Source organism: Corynebacterium sp. HMSC072G08 (assembly GCF_001809185.1).
GTDB lineage: Bacteria > Actinomycetota > Actinomycetes > Mycobacteriales > Mycobacteriaceae > Corynebacterium > Corynebacterium phoceense.
In genome coordinates this window covers 85,362-101,354 of record NZ_KV796422.1, presented here as the reverse complement: position 1 = coordinate 101,354, position 15,993 = coordinate 85,362, and the positions used below count along the sequence as shown (strand labels likewise).

General features: G+C 64.6%; 18 protein-coding genes. 15 read left to right on the top strand and 3 right to left on the bottom strand.

Translation table 11 applies throughout. The features are described from left to right. The first annotated feature begins 97 nt into the window (after positions 1-97). From rbfA to HMPREF2559_RS06090, 5 genes are read left to right on the top strand one after another with little or no spacing between them, the layout of a single operon-like run. Entirely contained in the window at positions 98-538 is a 441-nt protein-coding gene (gene rbfA, locus HMPREF2559_RS06110) for a 30S ribosome-binding factor RbfA (protein WP_066486702.1), read from the top strand. Next, positions 539-1,504 (top strand): DHH family phosphoesterase, encoded by a 966-nt coding sequence (locus tag HMPREF2559_RS06105; RefSeq protein ID WP_066509665.1) that lies wholly within the window; start codon positions 539-541, stop codon positions 1,502-1,504. It begins immediately after the preceding gene. Beyond that, on the top strand, positions 1,501-2,790 hold the full coding sequence (locus HMPREF2559_RS13125) for an MATE family efflux transporter (protein WP_066509664.1): 1,290 nt from the start codon (positions 1,501-1,503) through the stop codon (positions 2,788-2,790). The genes HMPREF2559_RS06105 and HMPREF2559_RS13125 overlap by 4 nt, the downstream gene beginning before the upstream one ends. Further along, positions 2,791-3,579, top strand: a complete 789-nt coding sequence (locus HMPREF2559_RS13120; RefSeq protein WP_066509656.1) for a metallophosphoesterase family protein — start codon at positions 2,791-2,793, stop codon at positions 3,577-3,579. It abuts the gene before it with no gap. Further along, the gene (locus tag HMPREF2559_RS06090; RefSeq protein ID WP_066486690.1) at positions 3,576-4,229 is read left to right on the top strand and encodes a 4'-phosphopantetheinyl transferase family protein; all 654 of its coding nucleotides are present in this window, start codon (positions 3,576-3,578) and stop codon (positions 4,227-4,229) included. The genes HMPREF2559_RS13120 and HMPREF2559_RS06090 overlap by 4 nt, the downstream gene beginning before the upstream one ends. Positions 4,230-4,306: 77 nt before the next feature. Here HMPREF2559_RS06090 and truB read toward each other — a convergent pair whose 3' ends face one another. Continuing rightward, complete coding sequence (gene truB / locus HMPREF2559_RS06085) at positions 4,307-5,197, bottom strand: tRNA pseudouridine(55) synthase TruB (protein ID WP_066509655.1); 891 nt, start codon at positions 5,195-5,197, stop codon at positions 4,307-4,309. Between the two features lie 38 nt (positions 5,198-5,235). Here truB and HMPREF2559_RS06080 point away from each other — a divergent pair, with 38 nt between their 5' ends. The 4 genes from HMPREF2559_RS06080 (at position 5,236) to HMPREF2559_RS06065 (ending at position 7,985) form a co-directional block, all read left to right on the top strand. Then, a complete protein-coding gene (locus HMPREF2559_RS06080) occupies positions 5,236-6,258 on the top strand; it encodes a bifunctional riboflavin kinase/FAD synthetase (RefSeq protein ID WP_066509648.1) in 1,023 nt (340 codons plus the stop codon). Continuing rightward, complete coding sequence (locus HMPREF2559_RS06075; protein ID WP_070539895.1) at positions 6,259-7,191, top strand: nucleoside hydrolase; 933 nt, start codon at positions 6,259-6,261, stop codon at positions 7,189-7,191. A gap of 101 nt (positions 7,192-7,292) precedes the next feature. Then, positions 7,293-7,562 (top strand): 30S ribosomal protein S15, encoded by a 270-nt coding sequence (gene rpsO, locus HMPREF2559_RS06070; protein WP_066486675.1) that lies wholly within the window; start codon positions 7,293-7,295, stop codon positions 7,560-7,562. A gap of 108 nt (positions 7,563-7,670) precedes the next feature. Then, the gene (locus HMPREF2559_RS06065) at positions 7,671-7,985 is read left to right on the top strand and encodes a DUF4288 domain-containing protein (protein ID WP_066486671.1); all 315 of its coding nucleotides are present in this window, start codon (positions 7,671-7,673) and stop codon (positions 7,983-7,985) included. 13 nt (positions 7,986-7,998) lie between these two features. On the opposite strand, the gene HMPREF2559_RS06060 is transcribed toward HMPREF2559_RS06065, so the two are convergent. Continuing rightward, complete coding sequence (locus HMPREF2559_RS06060) at positions 7,999-8,505, bottom strand: CPBP family intramembrane glutamic endopeptidase (protein WP_066486668.1); 507 nt, start codon at positions 8,503-8,505, stop codon at positions 7,999-8,001. A gap of 151 nt (positions 8,506-8,656) precedes the next feature. On the opposite strand from HMPREF2559_RS06060, the gene HMPREF2559_RS06055 reads away from it, so the two are divergent. Next, positions 8,657-10,900, top strand: a complete 2,244-nt coding sequence (locus HMPREF2559_RS06055; RefSeq protein ID WP_066509644.1) for a polyribonucleotide nucleotidyltransferase — start codon at positions 8,657-8,659, stop codon at positions 10,898-10,900. A 141-nt stretch (positions 10,901-11,041) separates the two neighbouring features. Here the strand turns inward: HMPREF2559_RS06055 and HMPREF2559_RS06050 are convergent, their stop codons facing one another. Next, the gene (locus HMPREF2559_RS06050) at positions 11,042-11,722 is read right to left on the bottom strand and encodes an AMIN-like domain-containing (lipo)protein (protein ID WP_070539892.1); all 681 of its coding nucleotides are present in this window, start codon (positions 11,720-11,722) and stop codon (positions 11,042-11,044) included. Between the two features lie 61 nt (positions 11,723-11,783). Here HMPREF2559_RS06050 and HMPREF2559_RS06045 point away from each other — a divergent pair, with 61 nt between their 5' ends. The 5 genes from HMPREF2559_RS06045 to dapA all read left to right on the top strand — a co-directional run bounded on the left by HMPREF2559_RS06045 (position 11,784) and on the right by dapA (position 15,993). Beyond that, a complete protein-coding gene (locus HMPREF2559_RS06045) occupies positions 11,784-12,437 on the top strand; it encodes a TIGR03943 family putative permease subunit (RefSeq protein WP_066486661.1) in 654 nt (217 codons plus the stop codon). Beyond that, positions 12,427-13,431 (top strand): permease, encoded by a 1,005-nt coding sequence (locus HMPREF2559_RS06040; RefSeq protein WP_070539889.1) that lies wholly within the window; start codon positions 12,427-12,429, stop codon positions 13,429-13,431. Before HMPREF2559_RS06045 ends, HMPREF2559_RS06040 begins: the two co-directional genes overlap by 11 nt. Positions 13,432-13,506: 75 nt before the next feature. Beyond that, the gene (gene dapB, locus HMPREF2559_RS06035; RefSeq protein WP_066486652.1) at positions 13,507-14,253 is read left to right on the top strand and encodes a 4-hydroxy-tetrahydrodipicolinate reductase; all 747 of its coding nucleotides are present in this window, start codon (positions 13,507-13,509) and stop codon (positions 14,251-14,253) included. Further along, positions 14,253-15,002, top strand: a complete 750-nt coding sequence (gene thyX / locus HMPREF2559_RS06030) for an FAD-dependent thymidylate synthase (protein WP_066486650.1) — start codon at positions 14,253-14,255, stop codon at positions 15,000-15,002. The genes dapB and thyX overlap by 1 nt, the downstream gene beginning before the upstream one ends. A gap of 82 nt (positions 15,003-15,084) precedes the next feature. Further along, positions 15,085-15,993 carry a 4-hydroxy-tetrahydrodipicolinate synthase gene (gene dapA, locus HMPREF2559_RS06025; protein WP_066509637.1) on the top strand — a complete coding sequence of 303 codons (909 nt, stop codon included), beginning with the start codon at positions 15,085-15,087 and terminating at the stop codon, positions 15,991-15,993.

The window sequence follows — 15,993 nt, the reverse complement described above, 5'->3', positions numbered from 1 at the left end:
TGCCCGCCCCGCTAGGTGCGCGAGGGAGGGCTTGTCCTCTAGACTTGGTTGGTTGAACGCCGCGTCTGCGGCAAGCTGTAAGCATGAAGGAGTAGCCATGGTTGATCACGCCCGCGCGGCCCGTATGGCCAAGCGCATTCAGGAGATCGTCGCCAGTGCCATCGAGCGTCAGATTAAAGACCGCCGTCTCGAGTTGGTAACCATCACGGACACCCGCGTCACCGGCGATTTGCACGACGCCACGGTGTACTACACCGTCCGTGGCAAGGACCTGAACTCCGAGCCGGATCTGGACCAGGCGGCCGAGGCGCTCCACCGCGCCAAGGGTCAGTTGCGCAAGATCGTGGGCGATCAGCTCTCCGTGCGCTTTACGCCCACACTGAGTTTCGAGTTCGATGCCGTGCCGGAGGCCTCCGCGCACATGGAGGAGCTGCTTGAGCGCGCTCGTCAGCGCGACGCGGAGCTGGCCAAGCTCAAGGAGAACGCGCGTCCAGCGGGCGACGCGAACCCGTACAAGACGTCGGGCGAGGAGGAGTAGATGGCCGGAACTGAAGCACAATTCCAGGCGGTTGTTGACGCCCTCAAGGCGGCGCAGCGCGTCTGCATCATCACACACCTGCGCCCGGATGCCGATGCCGTCGGTTCGGCCTCGGCACTCGCCCTCGGCCTGGATCAGTTGGGCAAGGAGTCGACCATCGTCATCGGCCAGCGCCGCCCGGTCTCGGAGAACCTGCTCACCATTCCGGGCTCCGAGCGCATTCAGCTCGCCTCCTCGTTGCCGGAAAACTATGACGTCTACGTCACGGTGGATTGCGGCGCCATCGACCGCACGGGTCTGCTCGAAGACGACGTGGCGACGGTCGACAACCTCGTGTGCATCGACCACCACTCCTCGAACAAAGGGTTTGGCTCCATCAACCTCGTGCTCGATGAGTGCGAGTCCACGACGGTCGTATTGACGCGCGTGCTCGACTTGCTCTCCGTCCAGCTCGATACGAAGATCGCGCACGGCCTCTACGCCGGCCTGATGACGGACACCGGCTCCTTCCGCTGGGGCCGTCCGGCCATGCACATGTACGCCCACCGCTACATGCAATACGGGCTCGACACCAAGCAGATCGCCGTGGACCTCATTGACTCCACGAATGCGGATGACCTGCAGATGGTCGGCCGCGTGCTCTCTGGCCTGCGCATCTTGCCGGCGGGCCCGCACCACCTGGGCATCCTCGTCGCCTCGCTCGAATTCGCTGAAGGTTCGGCCGAGGGCTCCGTGGAGTCGCTCGTCGACTTCGTCCGCGCGCTCGACGGTTCTGATATTGGCGTCGTTTTCAAGGAACAGTCCCGCGGCGTGTGGGCGGTCTCCCTGCGCTCGTCCACGGTCAACTGCGCCGAGATCGCCGGCCGCCTCGGGGGTGGCGGACACGTGCCGGCCGCCGGCTACACCACGTACGGTGACGAGGGGGAGATCATCAACCAGCTCGTCACCCTGCTCGCCGAAGAATGACCGAGGAGACAGTTTCCGCGCGACGGATTTTCGGCCTAGCCCTGCCCGCCTTGGGCGTGCTGGCCGCGATGCCGCTCTACCTGCTCCTCGACACCGCTGTCGTGGGACGCTTGGGTGCCACGGCGCTCGCGGCCCTGGGGGCCGCCGCGACCGTGCAATCGGTCGTCACCACCCAGCTGACTTTCCTGTCCTATGGCACCACGGCGCGCTCCGCCCGCTTCTACGGCCGTGGCGACCGCCAGGCCGCCGTCGCTGAGGGCGTCCAGGCCACCTGGGTGGCCCTGGGCGTGGGAGCGATCCTCATGGCCCTCATGTGGGTCTTCGCCGGGAGCATCGGCAGGTTCATGACGGGCTCCGAGGAAGTCGCGCGCCTAGCCGCCGAGTGGCTGCGCCTCGCGGCGCTCGCCATCCCGCTTACCCTCGTGGAAATGGCCGGCAACGGCTGGATGCGCGGCGTCCAAGATACCCGCAAGCCGCTGTTGTTCACCCTGGCCGGGCTCATCCCGGGTGCCATCGCCGTGCCCATCTTCGTGCACTTCTGGGGCGTTCTCGGCTCCGCGGCGGCGACCGTGCTGGGCATGGGGATCATCGCCGCGTGCTTCCTGCGTGAGCTCCACCGCGAACATGAGGGGGACTGGCGCCCGGACCGAGGGGTCATCGGCAAGCAATTGGTGCTCGGCCGCGACCTCATCGTGCGGTCGCTCGCGTTCCAGGTGGCGATGCTCTCCGCGACGGCCGTGGTGGGACGCTTCGGCACGGCGCCCCTGGCCGCGCATCAGATTATGACGCAGCTGTGGAATTTCCTGACACTCGTCCTCGACTCGCTCGCCATCGCGGCGCAGACGCTTATCGGTGCGGCCCTCGGCGCTGGTCACTCCGCCAAGCGAGTGGGGCAGCGGATTGTGGGCTACTCGGCAGGCTTCGCGGTGGCACTCGCGGTCGTCTTCGCGGTGGGTGCCTCCCTCATTCCGCGGATCTTCACCCAGGACTCCGCGGTGCTCGACGCGCTTGCGCGACCGTGGTGGGTCATGGTTGCCATGGTCATCACGGGTGGTGTGCTCTTCGCACTCGACGGCGTGCTGCTCGGCGCGGGCGATGCCGCCTTCCTGCGCACGCTCACCCTTGCCTCCGTTATCCTGGGGTATCTGCCCGGCGTTTTCCTCGCCTATGCCCTGGACTGGGGGCTTACCGGCGTGTGGGCCGGACTCGCGGCGTTTATCGCCCTCCGCACCGTGGGCGTGATTTATCGTTTTAAGTCAATGAAGTGGGCCAGAAAGGAGCTGTAGATGGCAACCCTATGGGCCGTGTCCGATCTGCATGCGGCGGCCAAGGCAAACCGGCCCCGCATCGAGGCGCTGCAGCCTTCCGATCCAAGTGATTGGCTCATCGTCGCTGGCGATGTTGCGGAGCGCACTGACCTCATTTTGGAGATCCTCGGCGAGCTGGCGTCGCGCTATGCCACCGTCATCTGGGTTCCTGGCAACCACGAGCTTTTTGCCCGCAGCCAGGACCGCTTCCGCGGCCGCGCGAAGTACGCCAAGCTCGTGGCCGGCTGCCGCCGCCTGGGCGTCATTACGCCAGAGGACCCGTACCCCGTCTTCCACGGGGTGACCATCGTCCCGCTCTTTACGCTCTACGATTACAGCTTCCGCACGCCGGGTGTCTCGGCCGAGGACGCCGTCTCCGCGGCGGGGGAGAAGGGCATCATGATGACCGACGAGGTGGCCATCGCCCCCTTCGTTGATATCCGCGCGTGGTGCTGGGACCGCCTCGCGTACTCGATTAAGCGCTTGTCCCGGATCGACGGGCCCACGATTCTCATTAACCACTGGCCGCTCGTCCAAGAGCCCACGCAGCGCATGCGCTATCCCGAGGTCGCCCTGTGGTGCGGCACCCGCCATACCCGCGCGTGGCCGAAGCGCTACCACGCGCAGCAGGTCATCTACGGTCACCTCCACATCCCGGTGGTCGAGGAGATCGACGGCGTCACGCACGCCGAGGTTTCCCTGGGCTACCCGCGCGAATGGCAAAGCCGCGACGGACAGGTCTGGCCGTACAAGGTGATGGGCTCATGATCGATAACGTGCTCTTCCCTGACTCCGCGCGCTTTTGCTACGTGCGCACCTCGGAACCCGACCTTTTAAACTATGACGGCCTCGATCCCCTCGAGCGCACCCTGGTTAGCCAAGCCGTGGACGTGCGCAAGGCCGAATTCGGCGACGCCCGCTGGTGCGCCCACCAAGCCCTCTCCGAGCTCGGCGCGACGGGGCCCGTCTTAAGAGGGGAACGCGGCATGCCGCTCTTCCCGGACGGTTTCGTGGGCTCCATTACCCACACCCAGGGCTTTCGCGCGGCCGTTGCGGCACCCTATTCCTCCGTCCGGTCGATTGGCATCGACGCCGAGCCTGCCGATGTCCTCCCCGAAGGCGTCTTCGACGCCATCGCCCGGGCCAGCGAGGTGCCCCAAATGTCCAAGCTCGTCGCCGCCGGCGTGACCTGCCCGGACCGCTTGCTTTTCTGCGCGAAGGAGGCCACGTACAAGGCGTGGTTTCCCATGACGCAGCGCTGGCTCGACTTCGACCAAGCGGAAATCTCGTTGCGCGCGGACGGCACGCTCATCTCCTATATCTTGGCGCGCCCCACGCCCGTGCCTTTCATCGAGGGCCGCTGGGTCATCCGCGACGGCTACGTCATCGTCTCGACCGTGGTGCCGCATACCCTCTGACACTTCGCGTGCGGGTTCAAACGTGAATGAGTCATGGGTTTTCGGCAAGAAACTCCGTGACTCATTCATACTTCGACTTAGAGCGTCGACGGCCGCGCCACGAAGACCGTCGCGAGGCGCTTGCCCTTCTCCTTGATGAGCGCAACGGACCTGCCGGACGGGTCCACGGCCGCGTGCACGCCTTTCAAGCCCCGCGGCTCGAGCCATTTGCCCATGGCCAGCGCCGCCGCTTCTTCTTCCGTGACGTCGAGGACCGGATAGGAGCGCGCCAGCGCCTCGTCGAGAGACAGCGACAAGGTAGGGGATTCTTCCAGTTCCTCCAGCGTGCGTGCGTCGGCCAAGGTAAAAGGCCCGACCTCGGTTCGCCGCAGGGCCGTGAGGTGCCCGCCCACGCCGAGTGCTTCGCCGAGGTCGCGGGCCAGCGAGCGGATATACGTACCCGAGGAGCACTCCACGTGGACGTCGACGTCTACAAACGATCCCCGGCGAATCTCCAGGATGTCGAAGCGAGAAATCGTTACAGGACGCGCGGGAATCTCGACGTCTTCGCCGGCGCGGACGCGTTCGTAGGCACGCTTGCCGTCGATCTTGATAGCGGAGACTGCCGCGGGCTTTTGCATGATGTCTCCGGTGAGCGCGGCGACGCCGTCGGTGATGGCGGCATCGGAAAGCGCGGACGGGTCCGCAGAAGAGATGGTCTCGCCCTCCGCGTCATCCGTGGAGGTCGCTTGGCCCAGGCGGATGGTGGCGTCATAGGCCTTCGTGGAGGCGACCATGTGCGCGAGGAACTTCGTGCCGCGCTCGAGGCCCAGGACGAGCACTCCCGTCGCCATGGGATCCAACGTGCCCGCGTGGCCCACCTTCTTCGTGTGGAAGAACCTGCGCAGACGCCCCACGACATCGTGGGAGGTCATGCCCGCGGGCTTGTCAACGACAACGAGGCCGGAGGTGGCGAGTGCATCAGTCATGTCCGCTAGTCTAAGCGACGGGGCACGCGTGAACTAACATGGTGCGCGTGGATATTTGGTATGGACTCAGCGAGGTCGAGTGCTCGCACGGCAGCATCGTGACCATCGGCGTTTTCGACGGCGTACACCGCGGCCACCGGCTGCTTATCGATGCCGCCGTGGAACGTGCCCACGCCGAGGGCCGCTCGGCCGTCGTCGTCACCTTCGACCCGCATCCCGTGTCGGTCTTCCTGCCGGAGCGCGCGCCGCTGGCCGTGACGACCCTTGAGGAGCGCCTGCGTTTGCTGGAGAGCTACGGCGTCGACGGCGTCCTCGTTATCGACTTCACCAAAGAACTCGCCGGCCTGAGCCCAGAGGCGTACGTGGACCGGCTCCTCGTCGACGCCCTCCACGCCCGCGGTGTGGTCGTGGGCCAGAATTTCTCGTTCGGCGCGAACGCCGCCGGCACGCCGGAACTGCTCACTGCGTTAGGAAAGACACAAGGATTCGACGTCACCGTCATTCCGCTGCTCAGCGACGACGACGTGGATATTTGCTCGACCTACGTGCGCTCTCAGCTTGCCGAAGGCAACGTGGAGCACGCCAACTGGGCGCTCGGCCGCGCGTTTAGTGTTAACGGCCCTGTCGTCCGCGGTGCCGGCCGCGGCGGCAAGGAACTTGGTTTCCCCACCGCCAACCAGTATTTCCCGGATACGCACGCGCTGCCTGCTGACGGCGTCTACGCAGGCTGGTTCTACATCGACCCGACCGCCGCGCGTGTGGACGGCAACATGGAACCGGGCCGCGCCTACGCCGCCGCGATTTCCGTGGGTACGAACCCCACCTTCGGCGACGAGGAGCGCTCCATCGAGTCCTTCGTACTCGACCGCGAGGCTGATCTCTACGGCCACGAGGCCACCGTCGAATTCGTCGCTCACCTGCGGGACATGGTGAAGTTCAACTCCGTGGACGAGCTGCTGGAGAATATGCACCGCGACGTCGCCGCCGCGCGCGTTGCCTTGGCTGCCGATGCCGCCGCCCGTGGCTGGACCCCCGACCAGTACTTCCTCAAGGAGGGCTAGATGAAGCTCATCCTCGACCTCGACACCGGTATTGATGACGCGCTCGCGTTGGCTTATGCGATTTCCGCCCACGAGCGTGGCGAGGCCGAGCTACTGGCGGTGACGGGTACCTACGGCAATGTCGACGTCGAGCAGGGTGTCGCCAACTCTCGCGCGCTTCTCGAGCTGCTGGGACACCCCGAGATTCCTGTCATCCCGGGCCCGCAGAAGCCCGGCTTCGAGGTCCTCGAGATATCCTCGTTCATTCATGGCTCGAACGGTGTGGGCAACGTCGCCTTGCCCGCCGCCCCGGAGCAGATCATCACCACCGATGCGGTCGACTTCCTCATCGAGGCCTACCGCACCCACGGCGCGGATCTCACCATGATTCCCACGGGACCGTCGACCACCATCGCCGCGGCGATGCGTGAGGCACCCGAGCTTGCCGATGCCCCCGTGGTCTTTATGGGCGGAGCCCTCACCGTCCCCGGCAACGTCACGCCGCTGGCCGAGGCCAATGTCATCCAAGACCCCGCGGCAACGGACTTCCTGCTGCGTACCGGTACGAACGTGTCCATGGTGGGTCTCGATGTCACGACGCGCACCGTGCTCACGAAGAAGCACACCGCGCAGTGGCGTGGAACCCTGGTAGGGGACATCTACGCCGACATGTTCGACTACTACATCGACGCCTACGCGAAGTCCGAGCCGGAGCTGGGCGGCTGTGGCCTGCATGATCCGCTCGCCGTCGCGACCGCCTTAACCCCGAGCCTCATCGACTGGCTGCCCATCAACATGATGTGCACTCACGAAGGCCGCACCACGGGAGACCCGGCCCGCTTCCACACGGAGGTCACCTCGCGCGCGGCAGTCGGTGTGGATATCGACCGCTTCGTCGACGACCTCATGGCACGTATGGCCGAGCTTTTTGGTAAATTCAGCGCTGACCTGTAATATCTTCCGAAGTCTGTGTACTGCGGTTCGCAGCAGTTGCAGGCGCGCCTTTCGCGGCGCGACATTTCATGCGGACTGAAATAAAACGAGGAGTAATACTCATGGCATTGACCACTGAGAAGAAGGCCGAAATCCTCAAGGAGTACGGCCTGCACGAGACCGACACTGGCTCTCCGGAGGCGCAGATTGCTCTGCTCACCTCCCGCATCAACACTCTGACCGAGCACCTGAAGACCCACAAGCACGATCACCACTCCCGTCGTGGTCTGCTGCTGATGGTTGGTCGTCGTCGTGGCCTGCTGAAGTACCTGGCTGCCACCAACATCGACCGCTACCGTGACCTGATCGCCCGCCTGGGCCTGCGTCGCTAAGCCTTCCGGTTGCTTTCACACCCCGTCTTCGGACGGGGTGTGTTGCTTTCTAGGGCCGTCGTGATCACGAAGCAGGTATCGCGGCCCCTGAGACGGTAGCTTGGCACCATGGAACCGTATATCGGCATTGTCGTTTTTGAACTTGAATCGGTAGAGCCCAGCGCGCCGTCGTATTTCCGCGAAGATATTGTCCTCGTCCGTGCCACAGACGACGATGAGGCGCGCGCGAAGGTCATGGCGCTGGCGCGTAGCCAAGAATCGGCAGAGCATCCCACGATCGTCATGCGCCACATCGTGGATGTCGCGCCTGCACTCTACGGCACGGTCGAGGGAGACGTGGACCTCTATGCGCGCCACTTTGCGTCGCTTGAGGACTATGCGCGCTTCGACATGAAGCTGGGAGGGCGCGACCCGTTCGCCTAGTCCCGCGCGTGGGCTACACGAGGAGCATTGCCGTGAGGATGTTGATGGCAGCGTGCACGGCGGCGCCGGGCCATAAAGAAGCGCTTTTCTCGCGCAGCCAACCCTGGGCGAAGCCGGTGGCAATCTGCACAACAAAGAGCGGGATGAGGGCGACATCCATCATGGCCAGCGGTAGGTGGATGAGGCCGAAGAGGAGACCCTGCACTGTAATTCCCGCGCCGGCATTCCAGCGTTGGGTGATAATTCCTTGTAGGAAACCGCGGAAGAAGATTTCTTCGCCCACCGCGCGCAGCGCCATCGCGAGGAATCCCATTGCCGTTGTTGCAGTCGTGGTCTGGGCGACAACCTCCGCCGGCACAGGCAACAACACGAGGTAGCTCAGCACCAGCAACACGAGCAGCAGGATGCCGGCCCACGTCCAGCCGTGCGCCTGCGGCCGCCCGAGTCCGACGGTCACGGGCTGGCGCCGGAGAAGAAGAAACACCAGCGTGGGCAGCGACCACAACACGAACATGACCATGGTTTAAGCCTAAGCCTGTACCGCGAGTCGGGGAGCGTGATGTTCGACATAATCCCAGGAAAGCTGCTAAAATCGCTACTCGTTGTAGAAAACCCAACGATTTTTCAACCGGCGGCACCGATGATCGCCGGGCTACAAGGAGTAGAAAACTTTGAGCGCTAAGAACGCTGTTGAATTTAACGTTGATGAGGAATTTGGCATCACCGAGGCGATTGCCACCATCGACAATGGGGACTTCGGTACCCGCACCATCCGCTTCGAGACCGGCCAGCTGGCCCGTCAGGCGGACGGCTCCGTCACCACTTACCTGGATGACGACACCATGCTGCTGGCCACGACCACCGCGTCGAACCAGCCGCGCGAGGGCTTTGACTTCTTCCCGCTGACGGTCGACGTCGAGGAGCGCATGTACGCCGCGGGCAAGATCCCGGGCTCCTTCTTCCGCCGCGAGGGTCGTCCCTCCACCGAGGCCATCCTGGCCTGCCGCCTTATCGACCGCCCGCTGCGCCCGACCTTCGTCAAGGGCCTGCGCAACGAGGTCCAGGTCGTCATCACCGTCATGTCCATGGACCCGGACGAGTACTACGACGTCGTCGCCATCAACGGCGCGTCTGCTGCGACGCAGCTCTCCGGCCTGCCGGTCTCCGGCGCCGTGGGCGGCGTACGCATGGCGCTCATCGCCGATGATAAGCACCCGAAGGGCCAGTGGGTCGCCTTCCCGAACGCCGAGCAGCACGAGCGAGCTCTCTTCGAGATGGTCGTCGCCGGCCGCATTGTGAAGAAGGGCCGCAAGGACGACGTCGCCATCATGATGGTCGAGGCAGGTGCTGGCGAGAACGTCGCCGAGCGCATCAAGGACGGTGCCCCGGCACCGCAGGAGTCCACCGTGGCCGAGGGCCTCGAGGCCGCTAAGCCGTTCATCCGCACGCTGTGTGAGGCACAGGCTGGCCTGGCCGAGCGCGCCGCAAAGGAAACCCAGGAGTTCCCGCTCTTCCCGCCGTACACCGATGACGTGTTCAAGGCCGTGGAAAAGAAGGCCTCCAAGAAGCTGGGCGAGCTGCTCACCATCCCAGGCAAGCAGGACCGCGACGACGCGACCAACGAGTACATGGAAGACATCGAGGAGGATCTCCTCGACCGCTTCGCGGAGTTGGAGGATGCCTCCAAGCAGATTCGCGCTGCGTATAACGCCGTGATGAAGCAGATCGTCCGTTCCAAGATTCTGGCTGAGGGTTTCCGTATCGACGGCCGCGGTGTCACCGACATCCGCGACCTGGGCGTCGAGGTCGACCTCGTTCCGCGCGCCCACGGTTCCTCGCTCTTCGAGCGCGGTGAGACCCAGATCCTCGGTGTGACCACCCTGGACATGCTCAAGATGGAGCAGCAAATCGACTCGCTCACCCCGGTCGATTCCAAGCGCTACATCCACCACTACAACTTCCCGCCGTACTCCACCGGTGAGACCGGCCGCGTCGGCTCCCCGAAGCGCCGCGAGATCGGCCACGGTGCGCTTGCCGAGCGCGCCCTGCTCCCGGTTATCCCGTCCCGTGAGGACTTCCCGTACGCCATCCGCCAGGTCTCTGAGGCTCTCGGCTCCAACGGTTCGACCTCCATGGGGTCTGTCTGTGCCTCTACGCTGTCCCTGTACAACGCGGGCGTGCCGCTCAAGGCTCCGGTCGCCGGTATTGCCATGGGCCTCGTCTCCGGCGAGGTCGACGGCAAGGAGAAGTTCGTCGCGCTCACCGATATCCTCGGCGCCGAGGATGCATTCGGCGACATGGACTTCAAGGTCGCCGGTACCTCCGAGTTCATTACCGCGCTGCAGCTCGACACCAAGCTGGACGGCATTCCGTCTAAGGTCCTGGCGCAGGCTCTGGAACAGGCACGTGATGCCCGCGCCACCATCCTGGACACCATGGCTGAGGTCATCGAGGGTCCGGACGAGATGTCCGGCCTGGCCCCGAAGATCACGTCCGTGAAGATCCCGATGAACAAGATTGGCGAGCTCATCGGCCCGAAGGGCAAGACCATCAACGCCATCACTGAGGAAACCGGCGCGGACGTCTCCATCGAAGAAGACGGCACTGTGTACGTCTCCGCCACCACGGGCGAGGCTGCCGATGCCGCCATCGAGCGCATCAATTCCATCGCCAACCCGCAGCTTCCCAAGGTCGGCGAGCGCTTCCTCGGCACCGTCGTGAAGACGGTCGCCTTCGGTGCTTTCGTCTCGCTCACGCCGGGCCGCGACGGTCTTATCCACATCTCCAAGCTGGGCGGCGACGAGCGCATCGAGCGCGTCGAGGACGTCGTCAATGTCGGCGACAAGATTCAGGTCGAGATCGCGGACATCGACAACCGCGGCAAGATCTCCCTCGTCCCGGTCGAGGAGGACTAGTCCTCATCGGATGAGCGCTTGACGCTCACACGGCCCGCACGGATTCGTTCCGTGCGGGCCGTTCGCGGTTTTCAGGACAACGAAGGCCCCAGATCTCGCAAAATCTGGGGCTTGGTTGTTCTGAAATCCAGGCGCGCGGGGCTAGGAGGTCTGGAAGTCGACGACGACGCGCGGCGGGCCCTCGAGGAAGGTCACGGAGTAGGGCAGCTGGCGGTCGAGGCCGATGACGAATTGAGACTGCGCCTCAAAGGCGTTGACGAAGTTGACTCCGGTGACGGCGCCTGCGCCGGGGTAGGTGGTGAACTCGGCGTACTGCTGCTGGAGCTGCGGCGTAGACGGCCACGGGGTGCCTTCGATACCGAGGACGAGGGCGGTGGCCCCGTCGTAGGCGACGGGCTTGCCGGAGGCCTGGGCTGCGGGGGAGTTGGTGTACTGCGTGTACCAGCCAGGCTTTCCGGGGCCGGTGAATTCGATGACGACGCGGTCGTAGCCCTCGTGCGAGCCGACGCGCACGGCGACGGGGACGAGTTCGGCGCCTTCGGCTTGCGTGAGCGGCTGGTCCGCGAGCGACGGGGTGCCGAGGAAACCGGCGGGTGCGGAACCGGCGGTGTCTTCGGGATCGGTGCTCGTGGTGGGCGACTCCGGACTCGATGCCAGGGCGCTGGATTCGGTACTGGACGTTGCTGCACTAGTGGTTCCCGAGCTGGAGGTTGCTGCGAGGGGGGAGGCGGGGGCATCGGAAGGCTCGGTGCTTGAGCAGCCAGCCACGATTAACGGCAGCGCGAGGAGAGCGGAGTAACGGAAGTGGCGTGTGGTACTCATGTCTTCCAGTCTAGGCGGAAAGCGGGTTATAGTAGGGCGGTTTCAATAACGGCGTAGAAGTATGGGTGAGGTGCGAGTGCGGCAATGTGGCGTGGTGCTCGTGGGCGTGTTCGCTCTAGGGCTGGTGTGGCTGGTCGCAGTCGGAGACGTGGCCCGTTACCTTGCGCCACGGTTTAGCTGGCTCCTCATTGCAGCCGGTGTGGTGCTTTTCGGAGCGGCGATAGTTGCGCGGGCGGATCGGCCCGTGCCGCGCATGGCATGGTTGTTGCTCGTTCCTCTGGCGCTGGTGTGGCTCGCGCAGCCGCATCAGTTGGGCTCGACGGTCGCTCAGAATCACGCAGGCGCCCGGCAGCCTGCGGCCTCAGAGTTGCGCGGGAAATCTGCGTTCGCTCCGCTGGGGGAGACCGCGGGAATCCGTGAGTTGAACGTGCGCGCACACTTGGAGCCGGAGAACATTGCTGGCAAAAAGGTAACGGTGCGCGGGTTCGCCGTGCGTGCGGAGGACGGATGGCGCCTGACCCGCTTCACCATTTCTTGCTGTGCGGCCGATGCCATGGCCTATTCGGTGCGGCTGGATACCAACGCCGCGCTGAGCGAGGACGCCTGGTATGAGGTGACCGGCGCAGTGAGTCCGGGCCAAGAACCGGTGCTAGCCGTGGCAGCTTCTCGCGACATCTCCGCTATTGGGGTGCCGGAGGATCCGTATGAGCACTAGAGTCCCGCACCACGTTGATCCGGAGCTTGTTGAAACTAGCGCGCGCCTGCGGCAGATCGGCGTGTGGTCTGTCGTCATTTGTGCCCTAGGCGTGGCTTTGCAGCTTGGGGTTGGGGGACCGTTACGTCTGCACGGCGCGCTCGACGCTTGGGCCACGCTTCTGGTCGCCATTGTCTTCCAAGCCGCACCGTTCCTTGTTGCGGGCGTGGTTGTTTCTGCGGTGCTGGCTGTGCTTGTCCCGGATTCGGTATTCCTGCGCGCCGGGCGCGCTGGGGTGCCGGGGATGGCCGCGGCCGGGGTTATCTTGCCTGGCTGCGAGTGTTCCGCGGTGCCAGTGGCCGCAACGCTCATGCGCCGGGGCGTGCCTGCGAGTGGAGCCTTGGCGTTTATGCTGGCCAGCCCCGCTATCAACCCTGTGGTGCTCGTCGCGACGGCCGTAGCTTTCCCCGATGCGCCTGCGATGGCGTGGGCGCGTCTCGCAGCGGGCCTGGTTGCGGCGAGCATCGTGGGCTGGGCATGGCAACGCGTGGGCGTTACAGTCGCCGAAAACTCCCGTCATGGCAGCCATGAGCATCACCGTGTCCCAGGCGAGCACCGATGGCGGCACGTTGCGGGACACATCGTGGACGACTTCGCTTCCGCGGGTGGCTGCCTCGTGCTCGGCGCGATGATCGCAGCGACATTGAAGGTGCTCCTACCCGCACAGTGGCTGGAAACGCTGGCAGGCCAACCCCTCCTGGCGATTGCTGCGATGGCGATGCTGGCCATCATCATGAGCGTGTGCTCTGAGGCGGATGCTTTCATTGCAGCCTCGTTCGTGGGAGTCAGTCCGGTTGCGCAACTGGTGTTTCTCACAGTGGGACCGATGGTGGATCTCAAGCTGGTGGCCCTGCAATGGGGCGTGTGGGGTCGCCGGTTCGTGCTCCGGTTTGTCCCTTTAGCTTTTGCTGGGGCGGTCGGTGGCGCCCTCGCGGTGGGACTGGTGGCGTTATAAAAGCGAGCGCGTGCGAGACGAGTAGGATGGCGAAACGAGTAAAAGTAGCCGTAATGCGTTGTATGGAGGTCGCACATGACAATCAAGGTCGGGGTTTTGGGCGCGAAGGGGCGCGTCGGGCAAGCCATCGTAGAGGGTGTGAACGCAGCGGACGACCTGGAGCTCGTGGCGGAGATTGACCGCGACACCCCGCTGCAGGAGCTCGTGGATAACGGCGCGGAGGTTGTCGTGGACTTCACGCAGCCGGGCGTGGTGATGGATAACCTCAAGTTCGTGGTCGAGCATGGCATCCACGCCGTGGTTGGTACGACTGGTTTTGATGCTGAGCGTTTGGCCAAGGTGGAGGAGTGGACTAAGGCCGAGGGGGCGGGTCACGTGCTCATCGCGCCGAACTTCGCCATTTCGGCCGTGCTTACCATGACGCTGGCAAAGCAGGCTGCGAAGTTCTTCGAGACCGCCGAGGTCATCGAGTTCCACCACCCGACGAAGCTCGACGCACCGTCGGGCACGGCCATCCACACCGCGCAGGGCATTGCTGCGGCACGCAAGGAGGCCGGGTTGGGCGCCATGCCGGACGCTACGGAGCAGTCCTTGGAGGGCGCCCGCGGTGCGGACGTCGACGGCGTGCCGGTGCATGCGGTGCGCATGCGTGGCATGGTCGCGCATGAGGAAGTCATCTTCGGTGCCCAGGGCCAGTCGCTCACCATCCGCCAGGATTCCTACGACCGTTCCTCGTTTACCCCGGGCGTGCTCGTGGGCGTGCGCAATATCGCGGAGCACCCGGGTCTCGTGGTGGGCCTCGATAACTACCTGGATCTGTAATGGCGAAAGAAAAGAAGCTCGACGTCCAGCTCATCGCGGCCACGGCATTCCACGCGCCAGCCGATGTGTCCTGGGCGCCGGATGACTCCGCCACGGACGCGGAGGCGTTGGTCGAGTTCGCGGGACGCGCATGTTACGAGTCCTTCGATAAGCCCAATCCGCGCACGGCGACAAACGAGACGTACCTTCACCACATCATGGAGGTCGGCCACGATGCGTTGCTCGAGCACGCCACGGCGACGCTCTACATCCGGGGCATTTCGCGTTCGGCCTCGCACGAGCTGGTGCGCCACCGTCACTTCTCGTTTAGCCAGTTGAGCCAGCGCTTCGTCCACTCGGAGGAAGCGGAGGTTGTGCTGCCGAACTTGGTGGCAGCGGATCCGGAGCTCACGCGGTTGATGCTGCAGGCCGTGGACGAAACGCGCTTCGTCTACGAGGAGCTGCTGCGCGCGCTCGAGGACAAGCTCGAGGACGAGCCCAATGCGTTGCTGCGTAAGAAACAGGCCCGCCAAGCCGCGCGCGCGGTGCTGCCCAACGCGACTGAGTCGCGGATTGTGGTCACCGGCAATTACCGGGCATGGCGCCAGTTTATTGGCGCGCGGGCGACGGAGCATGCTGACTCGGAGCTGCGGGCCGTTGCAGTGGAATGCCTGAAGATTCTGCGCGAGCAGGCGCCGACGCTCTTTGACGACTTCCACATCACGCAGCTGCCGGATGGGACGGAGATGGCGTCGAGCCCGTTCGCGTGAGCGTGGGCTGGCGGATCGGATTTAGACGCCACTCGCGGCCCGATGTCCACATGAGGGCCATGAGCGGGTAACCTTGTACCCCATGAGCACAGGTATGACAGCAAAGAATGGCGTTGAGACGTTCGGACGCGTCGGAGTTGCTATGGTCACCCCGTTTGACGGGGATGGCAACCTCGATCTGCCGGGCGCGCGACGCCTTGCCGCTCATCTCGTCGATAGCGGGATTGACCAGCTGGTCATCTCAGGAACGACGGGCGAATCGCCGACGACGACGCCGGCGGAGAAGGTAGACCTGCTCAAGGCCGTCAAGGCCGAGGTTGGCGACCGCGCGAAGATCTGCGCGGGCGTCGGTACGAATAACACGGCCGTGTCCATCGAGATGGCACGCGCCGCCACTGAGGTAGGCGTTGACAGTCTCCTCGTCGTGGCACCGTACTACTCCAAGCCCTCCCAGGAGGGCGTCTACCGCCACTTTGCTGCTATCGCGGATGCAACGGATACTCCGATCTGCGTCTATGACATCCCTGGCCGCTCTGGCATCGCCATCGAGGCAGATACTCTGCGTCGCTTGGCGGAGCTACCCACCATCCGTGCCGTCAAGGACGCCAAGGGCAACCTTGGACTTGGCGCCGAACTCATGCGAGAGACCGGTTTGGCCTGGTACTCCGGCGATGATCCGCTCAACCTGCCCTGGGTCGCCCTGGGTGCATCGGGCTTTATCTCCGTCGTCGGCCACGCCGCGCCGCAGGCTCTCGCAGAACTTTATACTTCGTTTGAAGCCGGCGATCTGGCGCGTGCGCGCGAGATTAACGCCGAGATCTTGACCCCGCTCATTCACGCACAGGCGCGTCTGGGTGGAGCAACCATGGCAAAAGCGGCCCTGCGACTGCAGGGCATTGATTGCGGAGAGCCGCGTCTTCCGGTCCTCGGAGCGAATGAGGACGAGATTGCTGCTCTGCGCCTAGATATGGAAAAGGCTGGAGTCCTTTAA

Bases quoted from the DNA above. Each gene is read 5' to 3' on its own strand.
- HMPREF2559_RS06075 (WP_070539895.1), top strand. From the start codon at position 6,259: ATGAAGCTCATCCTCGACCTCGACACCGGTATTGATGACGCGCTCGCG.
- HMPREF2559_RS06050 (WP_070539892.1), bottom strand. From the start codon at position 11,722: ATGAGTACCACACGCCACTTCCGTTACTCCGCTCTCCTCGCGCTGCCG.
- HMPREF2559_RS06060 (WP_066486668.1), bottom strand. From the start codon at position 8,505: ATGGTCATGTTCGTGTTGTGGTCGCTGCCCACGCTGGTGTTTCTTCTT.
- HMPREF2559_RS06065 (WP_066486671.1), top strand. From the start codon at position 7,671: ATGGAACCGTATATCGGCATTGTCGTTTTTGAACTTGAATCGGTAGAG.
- HMPREF2559_RS06105 (WP_066509665.1), top strand. From the start codon at position 539: ATGGCCGGAACTGAAGCACAATTCCAGGCGGTTGTTGACGCCCTCAAG.
- rpsO (WP_066486675.1), top strand. From the start codon at position 7,293: ATGGCATTGACCACTGAGAAGAAGGCCGAAATCCTCAAGGAGTACGGC.
- HMPREF2559_RS13125 (WP_066509664.1), top strand. From the start codon at position 1,501: ATGACCGAGGAGACAGTTTCCGCGCGACGGATTTTCGGCCTAGCCCTG.
- HMPREF2559_RS06040 (WP_070539889.1), top strand. From the start codon at position 12,427: ATGAGCACTAGAGTCCCGCACCACGTTGATCCGGAGCTTGTTGAAACT.
- HMPREF2559_RS06090 (WP_066486690.1), top strand. From the start codon at position 3,576: ATGATCGATAACGTGCTCTTCCCTGACTCCGCGCGCTTTTGCTACGTG.
- dapA (WP_066509637.1), top strand. From the start codon at position 15,085: ATGAGCACAGGTATGACAGCAAAGAATGGCGTTGAGACGTTCGGACGC.
- HMPREF2559_RS06045 (WP_066486661.1), top strand. From the start codon at position 11,784: ATGGGTGAGGTGCGAGTGCGGCAATGTGGCGTGGTGCTCGTGGGCGTG.
- dapB (WP_066486652.1), top strand. From the start codon at position 13,507: ATGACAATCAAGGTCGGGGTTTTGGGCGCGAAGGGGCGCGTCGGGCAA.
- truB (WP_066509655.1), bottom strand. From the start codon at position 5,197: ATGACTGATGCACTCGCCACCTCCGGCCTCGTTGTCGTTGACAAGCCC.
- HMPREF2559_RS13120 (WP_066509656.1), top strand. From the start codon at position 2,791: ATGGCAACCCTATGGGCCGTGTCCGATCTGCATGCGGCGGCCAAGGCA.
- thyX (WP_066486650.1), top strand. From the start codon at position 14,253: ATGGCGAAAGAAAAGAAGCTCGACGTCCAGCTCATCGCGGCCACGGCA.
- HMPREF2559_RS06080 (WP_066509648.1), top strand. From the start codon at position 5,236: ATGGTGCGCGTGGATATTTGGTATGGACTCAGCGAGGTCGAGTGCTCG.
- rbfA (WP_066486702.1), top strand. From the start codon at position 98: ATGGTTGATCACGCCCGCGCGGCCCGTATGGCCAAGCGCATTCAGGAG.